13 protein-coding genes and 1 pseudogene are annotated in these 12,403 nt (G+C 70.3%); 4 read left to right on the forward strand and 10 right to left on the reverse strand.

Going from position 1 to position 12,403, the window contains the following annotated elements:
- Positions 1-84 precede the first annotated feature (84 nt).
- Together ACFY3L_RS25385 and ACFY3L_RS25390 are read left to right on the forward strand one after the other, a co-directional pair.
- The gene (locus ACFY3L_RS25385; RefSeq protein WP_389328733.1) at positions 85-1,917 is read left to right on the forward strand and encodes an AMP-dependent synthetase/ligase; all 1,833 of its coding nucleotides are present in this window, start codon (positions 85-87) and stop codon (positions 1,915-1,917) included.
- A 94-nt stretch (positions 1,918-2,011) separates the two neighbouring features.
- A pseudogene (locus tag ACFY3L_RS25390) lies at positions 2,012-3,423 on the forward strand (acyltransferase).
- Positions 3,424-3,527: 104 nt separating this feature from the next.
- On the opposite strand, the gene ACFY3L_RS25395 reads toward ACFY3L_RS25390, so the two are convergent.
- The 9 genes from ACFY3L_RS25395 to ACFY3L_RS25435 form a co-directional block, all read right to left on the reverse strand.
- On the reverse strand, positions 3,528-3,698 hold the full coding sequence (locus tag ACFY3L_RS25395) for a hypothetical protein (protein ID WP_389328736.1): 171 nt from the start codon (positions 3,696-3,698) through the stop codon (positions 3,528-3,530).
- A gap of 29 nt (positions 3,699-3,727) precedes the next feature.
- On the reverse strand, positions 3,728-4,609 hold the full coding sequence (locus ACFY3L_RS25400) for an SDR family oxidoreductase (RefSeq protein ID WP_389328739.1): 882 nt from the start codon (positions 4,607-4,609) through the stop codon (positions 3,728-3,730).
- Between the two features lie 92 nt (positions 4,610-4,701).
- Positions 4,702-4,899: a hypothetical protein gene (locus tag ACFY3L_RS25405; protein ID WP_389328742.1), complete on the reverse strand. Its 198-nt coding sequence runs from the start codon at positions 4,897-4,899 to the stop codon at positions 4,702-4,704.
- 47 nt (positions 4,900-4,946) lie between these two features.
- On the reverse strand, positions 4,947-5,963 hold the full coding sequence (locus tag ACFY3L_RS25410; protein WP_389328744.1) for an aldo/keto reductase: 1,017 nt from the start codon (positions 5,961-5,963) through the stop codon (positions 4,947-4,949).
- Positions 5,960-6,736, reverse strand: a complete 777-nt coding sequence (locus tag ACFY3L_RS25415; RefSeq protein WP_389328747.1) for a carboxymuconolactone decarboxylase family protein — start codon at positions 6,734-6,736, stop codon at positions 5,960-5,962. Before ACFY3L_RS25415 ends, ACFY3L_RS25410 begins: the two co-directional genes overlap by 4 nt.
- Positions 6,737-6,750: 14 nt before the next feature.
- A complete protein-coding gene (locus tag ACFY3L_RS25420) occupies positions 6,751-7,128 on the reverse strand; it encodes a DUF2255 family protein (protein ID WP_389328749.1) in 378 nt (125 codons plus the stop codon).
- A complete protein-coding gene (locus ACFY3L_RS25425; RefSeq protein ID WP_389328752.1) occupies positions 7,125-7,778 on the reverse strand; it encodes an alcohol dehydrogenase catalytic domain-containing protein in 654 nt (217 codons plus the stop codon). Before ACFY3L_RS25425 ends, ACFY3L_RS25420 begins: the two co-directional genes overlap by 4 nt.
- 204 nt (positions 7,779-7,982) lie before the next feature.
- Complete coding sequence (locus tag ACFY3L_RS25430; RefSeq protein ID WP_389328755.1) at positions 7,983-8,861, reverse strand: helix-turn-helix transcriptional regulator; 879 nt, start codon at positions 8,859-8,861, stop codon at positions 7,983-7,985.
- A gap of 269 nt (positions 8,862-9,130) precedes the next feature.
- Positions 9,131-10,414 (reverse strand): multidrug effflux MFS transporter, encoded by a 1,284-nt coding sequence (locus ACFY3L_RS25435; protein WP_389328758.1) that lies wholly within the window; start codon positions 10,412-10,414, stop codon positions 9,131-9,133.
- Positions 10,415-10,515: 101 nt separating this feature from the next.
- Between ACFY3L_RS25435 and ACFY3L_RS25440 the strand changes: the two genes are divergently transcribed.
- Both ACFY3L_RS25440 and ACFY3L_RS25445 read left to right on the forward strand, forming a co-directional pair.
- Positions 10,516-11,391, forward strand: a complete 876-nt coding sequence (locus tag ACFY3L_RS25440; RefSeq protein WP_389328761.1) for a helix-turn-helix transcriptional regulator — start codon at positions 10,516-10,518, stop codon at positions 11,389-11,391.
- A gap of 90 nt (positions 11,392-11,481) precedes the next feature.
- Entirely contained in the window at positions 11,482-12,018 is a 537-nt protein-coding gene (locus ACFY3L_RS25445) for a cyclophilin-like fold protein (protein ID WP_389328764.1), read from the forward strand.
- 148 nt (positions 12,019-12,166) lie between these two features.
- Here ACFY3L_RS25445 and ACFY3L_RS25450 read toward each other — a convergent pair whose 3' ends face one another.
- The gene (locus tag ACFY3L_RS25450; protein WP_389328767.1) at positions 12,167-12,346 is read right to left on the reverse strand and encodes a hypothetical protein; all 180 of its coding nucleotides are present in this window, start codon (positions 12,344-12,346) and stop codon (positions 12,167-12,169) included.
- Positions 12,347-12,403 lie beyond the last annotated feature (57 nt).

Below are 12,403 nucleotides of genomic sequence, written 5' to 3' on the forward strand. Positions count from 1 at the left end.
GTCGCCGTCCGGCGCTGGTGCCGGCGGCATCATGGCGGTACAGCGGGAACCAGGGCCGGGCGTGGTGACAGTGGGGGGTGCGGCGTGCAGTACGTGGCGGTCGAGCCGGTGGTCACTCGCGAGCGGGTGCCCGTGCTCGCGCAAGCCGTGTGGGACAACGCCCGTGAGGACCCGGATGCGGTGCAGTTCCTGCGCCCCGACGCCGATCCCCGCTCGTGGCCGGCACCATCCGCGCCGCGGGGCGGGGCGTCGCCGGTGAGCTGCGCGGCCTTCCGCGATGACGTGCTCGCCGTCGCCCGCGGGTTCGTCGCCGCCGGTGTCGAGCACGGTGACCGGGTCGCGTTGATCAGCCGTACCAGGTACGAGTGGACCCTCGTGGACTACGCGCTGTGGGCGATCGGTGCGGTGACCGTGCCGATCTACGACACCTCCAGCGCCGAGCAGATCGAGTTGATCCTCGCCGACTCCGACGCGGTGGGATGCGTCGTGGAGACCGATGAGCACGCCACGACCGTCATCGCCGTCCGGGACCGCCTGCCGGCACTACGTTTGACGTGGCAGATCGACGCCGGAGACCTGATCGGCCTGGCCGAACAGGGCCGCACCCTCGACGAGGCACAGCTCGACACGCGCCGCGACCGGGTGACCGATGCCGACGTGGCCACGATCGTGTACACCAGCGGCACGACCGGCCGCCCGAAGGGCTGCACACTGACCCACCGCAACATCCACTGCGACGCCACCGGCGCGCTCGCAGTACTGCCGCAACTGCTGCACCCCGGGGCATCGACGGTACTGTTCCTGCCCCTCGCGCACGCGTTCGCCCGCCTGATCCAGGTGGGCATAGTGCAGGCGCGGGCGACGACGGTCCACACCGCCGACATGACCGGCGTGCTGGGGCAGTTGGGCAGGCACCGGCCGACGTTCATCCTCGCCGTGCCCAGAGTGTTCGAGAAACTGCACGCACAGGCCCGGCAGCAGGCCACCGAAGCCCACCGCGGAACGCTGTTCGCCGTCGCCGAACGGGTGGCCGTGCGCTACAGCCACGCCCTGGACACGCCACGCGGCCCGAACGCGCTGCTGCGCCTGGCCCACACCGTGTGCGACCTGATGGCGTACCGCAAACTCCGGGCAGCGCTCGGCGGACGGTGCCACACAGCGATCGTCGGCGGGGCACCACTGGGCGAACGCCTCATACACTTCTTCCGCGGCGCGGGAATCACCATCCTGGAAGGCTACGGACTGACCGAAACCTCACCAGCGCTGACCGTGAACACGCCGACGGCACAGCGCATCGGCACCGCCGGCCGCCCCCTACCGGGAGTGGAGATCCGCATCGCCGACGACGGCGAGATCCAGGCACGCGGCGACGTCGTCTTCCCCGGCTACTGGAACAACCCGGACGCCACCCACGCCACATTCACCACCGACAACTGGCTCCGCACCGGCGACCTCGGCAGCCTCGACCCAGACGGGTTCCTCCGCATCACCGGCCGCAAAAAGGACATCCTCGTCACCGCGGCCGGCAAGAACCTCACCCCCGCACCGATCGAAGACGCCATCCAGACACACCCCCTCGTCAGCCAATGCATCCTCGTCGGCGACGGCCGCCCGTACGTGGCCGCCCTCATCACCATCGACCCACAAGCATGGAACCGCTGGCGCTCCACCCACAGCCGACCCCAGGCGTCCCTCACCGAACTACGGCACAGCCCCGAACTACGCAACGAAATCCAACCCGCGCTCAAACACGCCAACCGGGCAGTGTCCAAAGCCGAACAGGTCAAGACCTTCCGGATCCTGCCACGCGAATTCACCGAAGCCGACGGAGAACTCACCCCCACCCTCAAAGTCAAACGCAACATCGTGGCCGAACGGTACGCAGCCGACATCGACGCCCTCTACCACGGCCACTGACCCGACCACGTCAGCGAAGGAGCACATGCCAGATGCTGACCCCTCCGGCCGCCCGTCCCCCTCAGCCCGGTCTGGCCTGACAGCCATGAAACCGCTGCGCGGGCTGCGGCGGATGGCCGAGCAGACTCCGGCCTCCCGGGAGCGGTTCATCGACCTGCTGCGGGCGATCGCGATCGTCGCCGTGGTGCTCGGCCACTGGCTGGTCACCGTCGTGGAGTACCAGAACGGCCAGCTGGTCGGCCGCTCGGCCCTGCCCGACCTTCGCTGGGCGCACCCGCTCACCTGGCTGGTCCAGGTCATGCCGATCTTCTTCCTCGTCGGCGGCTACGCCAACGCCGCCTCCCTGACCTCCCACCACCGCGCGGGCCGGCACGCCGGAGACTGGCTGGTCCACCGCGCGGCCCGGCTGGTGCGTCCCACCACCGCCCTGATCCTCATCCTCGCAGCCGGCGCCGGGTTGGCCCAGTTATCGGGGTTGGACCCGCATTGGGCGCGACTGGCGGTGTGGTTCGCCGGGATCTCGCTGTGGTTCCTGTCGGTCTACCTCGCGATCGTGGCCCTCGCCCCGCTCATGTGGGCGCTGCATCACCGCTACGGCGCCGCCGTGCCGACAGTCCTGCTCGTGCTGGTCGCCGCCGGCGACCTGGCCCGGCTCTACGGCGACGGTCGCTGGGGCAACGGAAGCTTCCTGTTCGGCTGGCTCGCCATCCACCAGATCGGCTTCTTCTGGCGCGACAACCGCCTGCCCACCCGCCCCCGCACCCTCTGGGCAATGCTGGCCGTCGGCCTGGCAGTGCTCCTGGTGCTCACCGTGCCCGGCCCCTACCCGATCAGCATGATCAACGTGCCCGGGGAGCGGCTGCACAACATGTCACCACCCAGCATGGCCCTGCTCGCCCTGTTCACCGCCCAACTCGCCATCGCCCTGCTCGTCCGGCCGGCAGCCGAGCGATGGCTGCGCCGTACCAGACCCTGGACGGCTGTCATCGCGGTCAACGCGGTGATCCTCACGGTCTTCCTGTGGCACATGGTGGCCGCGATACTGCTCGTCGTGGCGCTGAACGCCGCCGGCGTGCTACCCCCACCCCCGCCGCCGGCACCGCGTCCTGGTGGGCCTGGCGCCTGCCTTGGCTGATCGCGCTCACCATTGTCCTCGCCCCCCTGGTCGCCGTCTTCGGACCCGTCGAATCGTCCGCAGGCCGTAAACTCCGGCGCCGCCCTCGATGGATGCCCAGACCGCTGGCCTCCACTCTGGCTCGGCCCGCACCACGCCTGCTGCTGGCCGTCGCAGGGCTCGCCGCGATCGCCTTCGGCCTGCTGGACAACAGCCTGTACCCCCGCACGCAGCCCGCCCCGTTCGGCATTCCAACGCGCGCACTGATCAGCTACCTCATCGGCGCGATCGTGCTCCGCGCCCTGCACGCCGCGACCCCCGCCACAGACACCGAGCCCGATCAGCACGAAACGCGCACATCAGGTACACATCAGACACGGTGGAGGCCATGAGGGGTGCGCCATGCGGATGGTCCGGGCAGGCCGAGCCGGTCCGCCATGGTGGCCGCCCGGCCGAGGGCGACCTGGCACGAACCGGCCCGCCATCGCGAAGCCGGTCATCCACCGCCGCCAGGCCGCGGCCGTCTGCCGGATCGTCGCGCGCCGGAGCGCAGCGTAAGCGCGTCGGCACGCCGCAGCAGGCCCGCCGAAGTGCGCAGTTCGGTGATGAGCATGCCGGTGCCGGCCTCGTAGCGCTGCCGGACCTCGACGACGCCCTCGGGCGTCACGCCGAACTGCCGCCGATCCCGGCCGCTGGTCAGCGGGCGAGGACGTGGCCGCCGAAAATGGCGAGGGTCTCACCGGTGATGTAGCTGCTGTCGGCGTTGCTGGCGAAGAACAGGAAGGCGGGAGCGATCTCGTCCGGCTGCGCCGGGCGGCCCAGCGGCACCGGGTCGACTTGGGCGCCGTACCCGGCCATCTGCTCCGGAGTACGGCTGGAGGCGTTCAACGGCGTCCAGACCGGTCCCGGCGCCACGCAGTTGACCCGGATACCCCGCTCGATCAGCTCGGTCGCCAGGGATTTGGTCATGGTGTGTATCGCACCGTTGGTCTCCGAGTATCCGATCAGACTCGGGTTGCCTTCCAGACCTGCCACCGAACCGCAGTTGATGATGCGACCGTCGGCCGGAAGGTGCGGCAGGGCGGCCCGCGTCAGGTAGAAGTAGCCCAGCACGTTGGTGGCAAACTGCTCCTCGAGCTCAGCGTCGCTGATCTCCTCCAGCGAGCGCTGGTACATCACCGCAGCGTTGTTGACTACCACGTCGAGCCGGCCGAACTCGGCCACAGTCCGTTCTACCGCTTCACCGCAGAACGAGGAGGCTCGCACATCGCCGGTCAGCTGCAGACAACGACGTCCCTCCTTCTCCACCAGCGCCTTGACGTTGTTCGCGTCCTCCTCCTCAGCGGGCAGGTAGACGATGGCCACGTCCGCACCTTCGCGCGCGAACAGCACCGCGACGGCCGCGCCGATCCCGCTGTCGCCCCCGGTGATCAGGGCGACCTGGTCAACCAGCTTGCCGGACCCACGCAATCCCGGCGACTCGTTGTGCGGACGCGGCTGCATCCGCGCGTCCAACCCCGGCCGCGACTGCGCCTGCTCGGGAAACGGAGGCGTCGGCTTGGCGGGTGTGCTGCCCATTTCGTCTCCTGCTGATCTCGACTCAACCCATCGGGCGCGGGCCTACCCGGCCTCACGACAGCCAAACGGCCTTCGGTACCTGGTGCCGCTGATCATGGCCTGGCGGGGTCGGACCAACAGTGGGCACGGCTTTCGCCGGCCCCGCCGCTGACTTGCCCCAGCCGCGTTCCCACCCGTGCTGGTACCGAACCATGCTGATGGATCCGTTGCTGCAGCAGCCAGGTGCCGAACCCGATCGCCGGGATCGGGCGGCCGTCGGCCAGCGTCGCAGTATCGGTCAGCGCACTCATCTGCGCTCCTTCGGGTTGTTGCGGGTTGGCCTGGCAGTCGGCGGGTCTTACGCGGCGGGCAGGGGCGCGTCGCGGTTGGTCATGGCGTCCTGGGCCGCGGGGTAGCGGGCGCCGACGATCTGAATCTGGTCGGCGGCGGCTCGCAGCTCGACCAGCTGCGCTTCGGTGAGCTCGACCGCGGCGGCGCCAGTGTTCTCCGCCATCCGGGCCGGGTTCTTGGTGCCGGGGATGGGCACGATCCACGGCTGCTGGTTGAGCAGCCACGCGAGCGCCAGCTGGGCCGGGGTGGCGCCGGCATCGGCGGCGAGTTGCTTGAGCACCTCGACCAGCGCGAGGTTCGCTTCGAGGGCCTCGCCCTGGAAGCGCGGCGTCTGGCCGCGGAAGTCGCTGTCGGCGAACGTGGTCGTGGCGTCGATCGTGCCGGTCAGGAAACCCTTACCCAGGGGGCTGTAGGGCACCAGGCCGATGCCGAGCTCGGCGAGGACGGGGATGGTGTCCTGCTCGCGGTCGCGCCACCACATCGAGTACTCGCTCTGCACCGCCGCGACCGCCTGTACCGCGTGCGCGCGGCGGATCGTGCCGGCGGCGGCCTCGGACAGGCCGAAGTGCCGCACCTTGCCGGCCTCGATAAGTTCCTTGACGGTGCCGGCGACGTCCTCGATCGGCACCTGCGGGTCGACGCGGTGCTGGTAGTACAGGTCGATGTGGTCGGTGCGCAGTCGGCGCAGCGAGTGCTCGACCGCCCGCCGGATGCTCTCGGGGTGGCTGCACAGCCCGCCCGGTTCGACGCCGTTCTCGGCGAACGCGAACCCGAACTTGGTGGCGATCTGGACCTGGTCGCGGATCGGCTGGAGGGCTTCGCCGACGATGTCTTCGTTGGCGAAGGGTCCGTAGACCTCGGCGGTATCGAAGAATGTGACGCCGAGGTCGGCGGCGCGGCGGATCAGCGCGATCGCGTCTTCGCGGGCGGGTCCGCCGGTCTGGCCGTAGGCGCCGGTGAGGCTCATGCAGCCGTAGCCGATCTCCGAGACGGTGAGGCCGGTGCCGAGGGTGCGCTGCTTCATGATGTTTCCTTTTCCGATATGGTTGGCATGACGTCGTCGATGAGCCGGATGGCGTTGAGCGTGCGCGGGTAGCCGATGAACGGCAGCAGCTGTGTGGCCACGCTCAGGAGGGTCTGGCGGTCGTTGCCGACGTTGCGGTTGGCGGCGAGGTGCCCCTTCGCCTGCGGCTCGCAGCCGCCCATCGCGATGAGCATCGCGAAGGTGAGCAGCTCGCGGGTGCGCAGGTCGAGGCCGGTACGGGTCAAGTGGTCGCCGAAGCAGTTGCCGGACAGGTACCGCTGGATGTGCGCGGTGTCGGCGGGGGCGTTGGCGTACATGGCGTTCACCACGTCGGCGCCGACGATCTCCTGTTGCACCGCCAAGCCGTGTTCCATGCGGGTCTCAGGTGTGGTGGTCGACTGGCCTTCGAGGGGCAGTTCGACGCCGTAGGCGGTCAGGACCTCGTTGGTGGCGTGGAGGAAGTCGAAGACCTTGCCCATGCCGACGTACGGCACGGCCTGGTACACGATCTCCTTGACCTCCACCGGCGTCACGCCCACCGTGAGTGCGGCACCGAGCATGACCCGGTACTCGCCGAGCCCCTGCACCGCAATGAGCGCGGCGAGCTGCACCATCAGCCGGGTGCGGGTGTCGAGGTCGCCGTAGCGGAGCACCTCGTCGAAGGCGAAGTTGTCGAAGTACTCGATGAGCTCCGGGTCGGTGACCGCGAGGGTCGACACGTACCCGGGGAACAGTTCGTCGTGGTGCTTGCGGGCTTGTTCGTTGGGTGCCACAGCCAGGGTGCCTTTCAGGAGGCCGGTACGAGGCGGATGGTGACCGGGACGGCCTTGGCGCCGACGACGGAGCCGACGATCGCCGGGCCGTACCGGTCGTACTTGGCGTGGTAGGCCGCGTCGATACCCGCGTGCACGCCGGGCTCGGCGGCGCTGAAGGTCACGTCCCGCTCGACCCCGCCGGCGTGGATCCGGCCCGTACCGGTGGCCTTCGCGCGGCGATACCAGGGGTTGTCCGGCCCGTAGGCGGAGCGCACGTACAGCTCGTCACCGGCCCGGACGACCCACATCGTCACGTACGGACGCAGGGTGCCGTCACCGCGGCGGGACGCCAGCTGCAACTCCTCGGCGCCCCCGACCCGGCGCAGCTCGTCGTCGGTCCAGGCGTTCACGGCTGGATCAGCACCTTCAGCGCGCTGCGGTCGGCCATGGCCCGGTAGCCGTCCGGGACCTGGTCGAGGCCGACAGTGCGGTCGAAGACCTTACCCGGCTCGACCCGGCCCGCGAGGACGTCCGGGAGCAGCTCCTCGATGTAGGCGCGGGCGGGGGCGACGCCGCCGGTCAGCGTGATGTTGCGGAAGAACACGCCGAAGTCGGCGGGGACGTCCCGGTACTGCGGGGCGCCGACCCGACTGACTGTGCCGCCGTTGCGCACGACGGCGAACGCGGTTTCGATGGCCGGCTTCAGCCCGACGCACTCCAGGACGGTGTGGGTGCCGTCGCCGCCGTGCCGGCAGGAGGTCTGCAGGCCCTCGCGGCAGAAGTCGCAGGTGTTGTCCGCCCACACGAACGGCGCCACCACCAGGTCACCCGCCTTCAGGCCGGACACGTCCCGGCCGGCCTCCTCGACCACGCCGAGGAACTCGTGGCCGATCCGGTCGCCCTGCTGCGTGGCCTCGCGGGGCGCGTACGGCCACAGGTCGCTGCCGCAGATGCAGGAACGCACCACCCGGACGATCGCGTCGGTCGGCTCCCGCAGGCTCGGGTCGGGAACGTCCTCGATCCGGACGTCACCGGCACCGTAGATGAGCGTTGCACGCATGGTTGTTTCCTCCGAAATATCCGTTCAGCAGCCCGCTCGGGTCCGCGGGCGAGTGCCGCAGTGGTGGTCCGCCCGGTCGTGTCCGGACGCACGGTGCCGGCCACCTGCGGTAACCGCTACCCCTGTGCTGTCCATCCAACCGGCGGTGCAGTTGATGTGGCAGTGGCTGCTGTTCCAGGTACTGCCGGAACCCCTCACCCGTGCTCAGTCGGCTCGGCGGGCGGCGGGCCGCTCACGCGGCGCCGCGGCCCAGCTGGCCAGCAGGTTCAGCGCGTCCTGGGAGGCCGAGCCGGGCTCGGCGGTGTACGCGTTGAGCCGCAGCCCCACGTCGGTGACCAGATCCAGGGACTCATAGGCCAAGGTGAGGTCGCCGACCTCCGGGTGGTGCACGTGCTTGACGCCGGAGCGGTGCAGCCGCACGTCGTGGGCCGCCCACCAGGTCCGGAACACGTCACTGCGGGTCGACAGCTCCCCGATCAGATCGGTCAGCGCCCGGTCGTACGGGTCGCGGCCGGCCTCGGCGCGCAACAGCGCCACGGTGTCCCCGGCGAGAGTCTCCCAGTCGCGGTAGAACTCCTGACTGGCCTGGTGCAGGAAGATGAACCGGGCGATGTTCGGCGTGGCGGCCGCGGTGTCGAACAGCGGCGCGAACACCGCCCGGCCCAGCGGATTGGCTCCGAGGATGTCGAGGCGGCCGTTACGCACGTACGCCGGTGCCATCGTCATCGCATCGAGGAGCCGCTGCACCACCGGCCGCAACTGCGACGTCGGCCGCCGCCCGCGAGCGTTCGCCGCCGTGGTGTTGGCGGTGCGGGCCAGGTCGAACAGGTGCGCCCGCTCGGCGTCGTCGAGCTGCAACGCCCGCACCAGGGCCTCGAGGACGCCGTCGGAGACGCCGGACAGGTTCCCGCGCTCCAGGCGGGTGTAGTAGTCGACGCTCACGCCGGCCAGCAGCGCGACCTCCTCCCGCCGCAGCCCGCTCACGCGGCGGTGGCCGCCGTAGTTCGGCAGCCCCGCCTGGTCCGGCGTGACCTTGGCACGGCGGGTGGTGAGGAAGTCCCGGATCTCGGCTCGGCTGTCCACGCCTTCGACGCTACGACCACCGCGGCCGGTCTGGGAGGTTCTGCCAATACCCCGAACAGCAGCAACTCCCTCACCAGCGACGCGTGCGGATTCCCTGAAATGATCGCCATCCGTCCATCGGTCGACGAAGCCGGCAACCACCACACCAAGCTTCAGCCCCTCGACGCCGCCCCGACTTCGTCGATCGTGCCGGCGACCTCGAGCCCCGGGACGTCCAATCGCTTGCATGAACATCCTTCCAGAGAACGTGTGGGGCCAAGGCCGTGCGCTCACCCGTGCAGAGGCGAGTCCGCGACCGCTGGCCGGGCGTCCTCTGCGGTGCCCGGCGCTTTCGCCGGCCGGGCCAGCAGCAGACCGAACATGGACAGCGCGACGCAGGCGATCATGAGCAGAGCCATCGGCGCCGCGGTGTCCTGCCCGCCGAGCCCGGTGAGCGGCGCGATGACACCCGCGGCCACCCAGGTGACGAACCCGAGCATCGCCGAACCGGTGCCGGGATGCTGCGGCACCTCCGCCGAGGCCAGCGCGCCACCGTTCGGCCCGATCAGGCCCTGCGCGGTCATCAGGGTGAAGAAGCACACCAGGGCGAGCAGCAGCGGCGTGTTGAACCACAGTGCACCGGCCAGCATCGCCACGCCGGCGGCCAGCGCGGCCACCTGCCCGGCGAGGATGACCGTGCGGGTCGCGATCCGACCGGCGAGGCGTGCGGCGACGAGGGCGGCGAGGGTCATCCCGGCGGCGTTGGCGGCGAAGTCGATCGAGTACCCGATCGGGGTCATGCCGTTCATCGACTGCAGCACGAACGCCGACGTCGCCACGTACGCGAAGATCGCCCCCATCGCCGAGCCGCTGACCAGCACGTAGCCGACGTAACGGCGCTGAGCGAGCACCTGCTGCCCGGCCACGGCGAACGCGCGCAGGCCGCCGCCGTGGCGACGCTCGGGTGGTAGCGACTCCGGTACGGCGAGCAGCACTGCGGCGAGCATCACCACGCCCAGCACGGCGACCGTCCAGAACGACACCCGCCAGTGCGACAGCTGCAGGATGGCCGCACCGAGCAGCGGTCCGACGATCGGCGCGATGCCGCCGACACCGGCGATGACGTTGAGGACGCGGACCAGGTGTGCATCGCGGGCCAGGTCGACGATGACGGCCCGGCCGATCACCATCGCCCAGCCGCCGCTGAAGCCCTGGACCAGCCGGGCCGCCATCATCACCCCGATCGACGGGGTGATGGCGCACACCACCGACGCGACCGTCATCGCCAGGATCGCCGCGATCAGCAGCCGGCGACGGCCGTACTGGTCGGAGACCGGCCCTCCGACGAGCTGACCCAGCGCCATCCCGACGAAGAACGTCGTCAGCGTGAGCTGCACCTGCGTCGCCGTCGCCGACAGGTCAACGGCGACGCTGGGGAAGGCGGGAACGTACATGTCGGTGGCCAGCGGCGCGATCGCGGTCAGGAAGATGACCGTGGCGATCAGGGCGGTGGTCAGCCGGGCCTGCCGCCGGACACGGCCAGGCCCGGCATGTTCGAGGAGCGTCGTACTCATGCGCCAAGCACACCCTCACCGTGCGGGCGGAGGAAGTCACCGATGAGGGGTGTACCAACAGTGCATCCCAGCTCAGCCCGCTACGCCGTACCGTCGGACAGGTGAACAACCGAGCCGAGGTCCACGACTTCCTCACCACCCGCCGGGCGAAGATCACCCCGGAGCGGGCGGGCGTCCCGACCGCCGGGCAGCGTCGCGTGCCGGGGCTGCGCCGCAGCGAGGTCGCCGCCCTGGCCGGGATGAGCGTCGAGTACTACGCCAAGCTCGAACGTGGCGCCCTGGCCGGGGTCTCCGCCGGGGTGCTCGAGGCGATCGCCCGGGCGCTGCAGCTCGACGACGCCGAACGCGCCCACCTGATGCGCCTGGCGCAGGAGGCCAACGGCAGCAACGTGCTGGTCCGTCCGAGCCGCCGGCCCCGGCGCTGGACGCCACGGCCGAGCCTGCAGTGGACCCTGGACACGATCACCGCACCGGCGATCGTGGTGAACAACCGGCAGGACCTGCTCGCCGCGAACCTGCTTGGCCGGGCCATGTACAGCGACGTCTACGCCACCGCCACCGGGGTGCCGAACTTCGGCCGGTTCACCTTCCTGGACAGCGCCGCGCGCCGCTTCTACCCGGACTGGAACCTCGCCGCGGACATGCTCGTGGCGAACCTGCGCACCGCCGCCGGCAAGGACCCGCACGACAAGGGCCTGCACGACCTGGTCGGCGAGCTGTCCACCCGCAGCGACGACTTCCGCCGCCGCTGGGGCGCGCACAACGTCCGCATCCACGGCACCGGCGTCAAGACCTTCCACCACCACGTTGTCGGCGACCTCGAACTCGCCTACGAGACCATGGACCTGCGCGCCGAGGACGGCGTCGGCATGACCATCTACGCCGCCGAGCCGGCCTCGCCGACCGCCCAGGCGCTCGCGCTGCTCGCCTCTTGGGCCGCCACCACCGAAGCCATCCCCGCCCCGTCGGAGCGTTGAGCGATACCAGCCCGCGGCGTCGGCGATGACGGCGCCGCAGCTACTGCACGCCGCGACGGGCGACGTCCTCAGCACCTGAAAGGGACCGTCATGCAGCGACACCTGACGCACAGTGCCATCGCCGGTCTGCTGCTCATGCTCGGCGGCTGCGCCGCCGATCCTGCGGACAACGGACAGGCCACCCCGGCCTCACAGACCGCGACCACGCCGGGATCGGCTGCCGCATCCGGGCCGGTCGTCGGCGGGCGCTCCGGCCGACCCGTCGAGGGCACAGTCGTACGGTTCACCACCGGCGCCGCATCGGTCGACGTCGTCATCGGCCGGGACACCGCCACGGTCCGCGACTTCCTGTCCCTGCTGCCACTGGAGCTGAACCTCGAAGAGTTCGCCGGCAAGGAAAAGATCGCCTACCTGCCCAGGAAGCTGGACACCGCCGGTACACCGGGGGTGGATCCGAACGCCGGCGATCTCGTCTATTACGCCCCATGGGGAAATCTTGCCTTCTTCTACGACGCCGACGGTGTCGGCTACTCCGACGACACCGTGCACCTCGGGACCTTCCAGGCCACCAAACAGCACCTGGACCAGCTGGCATCAGGGCGGGTGACCATCTCGGTCGTCAGCTGACACGCCGGCACGGGGCTGGACCCGGTCAGCGAAAAGGTGCTGCTTTCCGCGGTGTCGGCGGCGGACCAGCTGGCCAGCAGGCGCAGTTTGTCCTCGGAGTCGCTGCCCGGTTCGGTGCCGTAGGCGATGAGGGCGAGATTGTCGGCGGTCAGGTCGAGCGCTTCGGCACGGCTCCGCCGGCAGCCTCGAGCATCGGCGCGTACAGGGCACGACCCAGCGGGTTGGTGGCCAGCACGTCACCACGACCGTTCATGACCAGCGCCGGGACGTCTGTCATGCCGTACAGCAACCGCTGCACCGCAGGCGGGACCAGGTCAGGAACACTCACGGATCTGGCTGCGCTGGTCCATGTCCTCAGGCCAGGTCGCCGTCTCCGGCTCAGGGG

The sequence above is a fragment of the Dactylosporangium sp. NPDC000521 genome, from assembly GCF_042898305.1.
Lineage (GTDB): Bacteria > Actinomycetota > Actinomycetes > Mycobacteriales > Micromonosporaceae > Dactylosporangium.

What these genes read in the sequence shown, in the direction of transcription:
- ACFY3L_RS25400 (WP_389328739.1), bottom strand. Translation starts at nt 4,609, where the DNA reads ATGGGCAGCACACCCGCCAAGCCGACGCCTCCGTTTCCCGAGCAGGCG.
- ACFY3L_RS25445 (WP_389328764.1), top strand. Translation starts at nt 11,482, where the DNA reads ATGCAGCGACACCTGACGCACAGTGCCATCGCCGGTCTGCTGCTCATG.
- ACFY3L_RS25410 (WP_389328744.1), bottom strand. Translation starts at nt 5,963, where the DNA reads ATGAAGCAGCGCACCCTCGGCACCGGCCTCACCGTCTCGGAGATCGGC.
- ACFY3L_RS25425 (WP_389328752.1), bottom strand. Translation starts at nt 7,778, where the DNA reads ATGCGTGCAACGCTCATCTACGGTGCCGGTGACGTCCGGATCGAGGAC.
- ACFY3L_RS25435 (WP_389328758.1), bottom strand. Translation starts at nt 10,414, where the DNA reads ATGAGTACGACGCTCCTCGAACATGCCGGGCCTGGCCGTGTCCGGCGG.
- ACFY3L_RS25405 (WP_389328742.1), bottom strand. Translation starts at nt 4,899, where the DNA reads ATGAGTGCGCTGACCGATACTGCGACGCTGGCCGACGGCCGCCCGATC.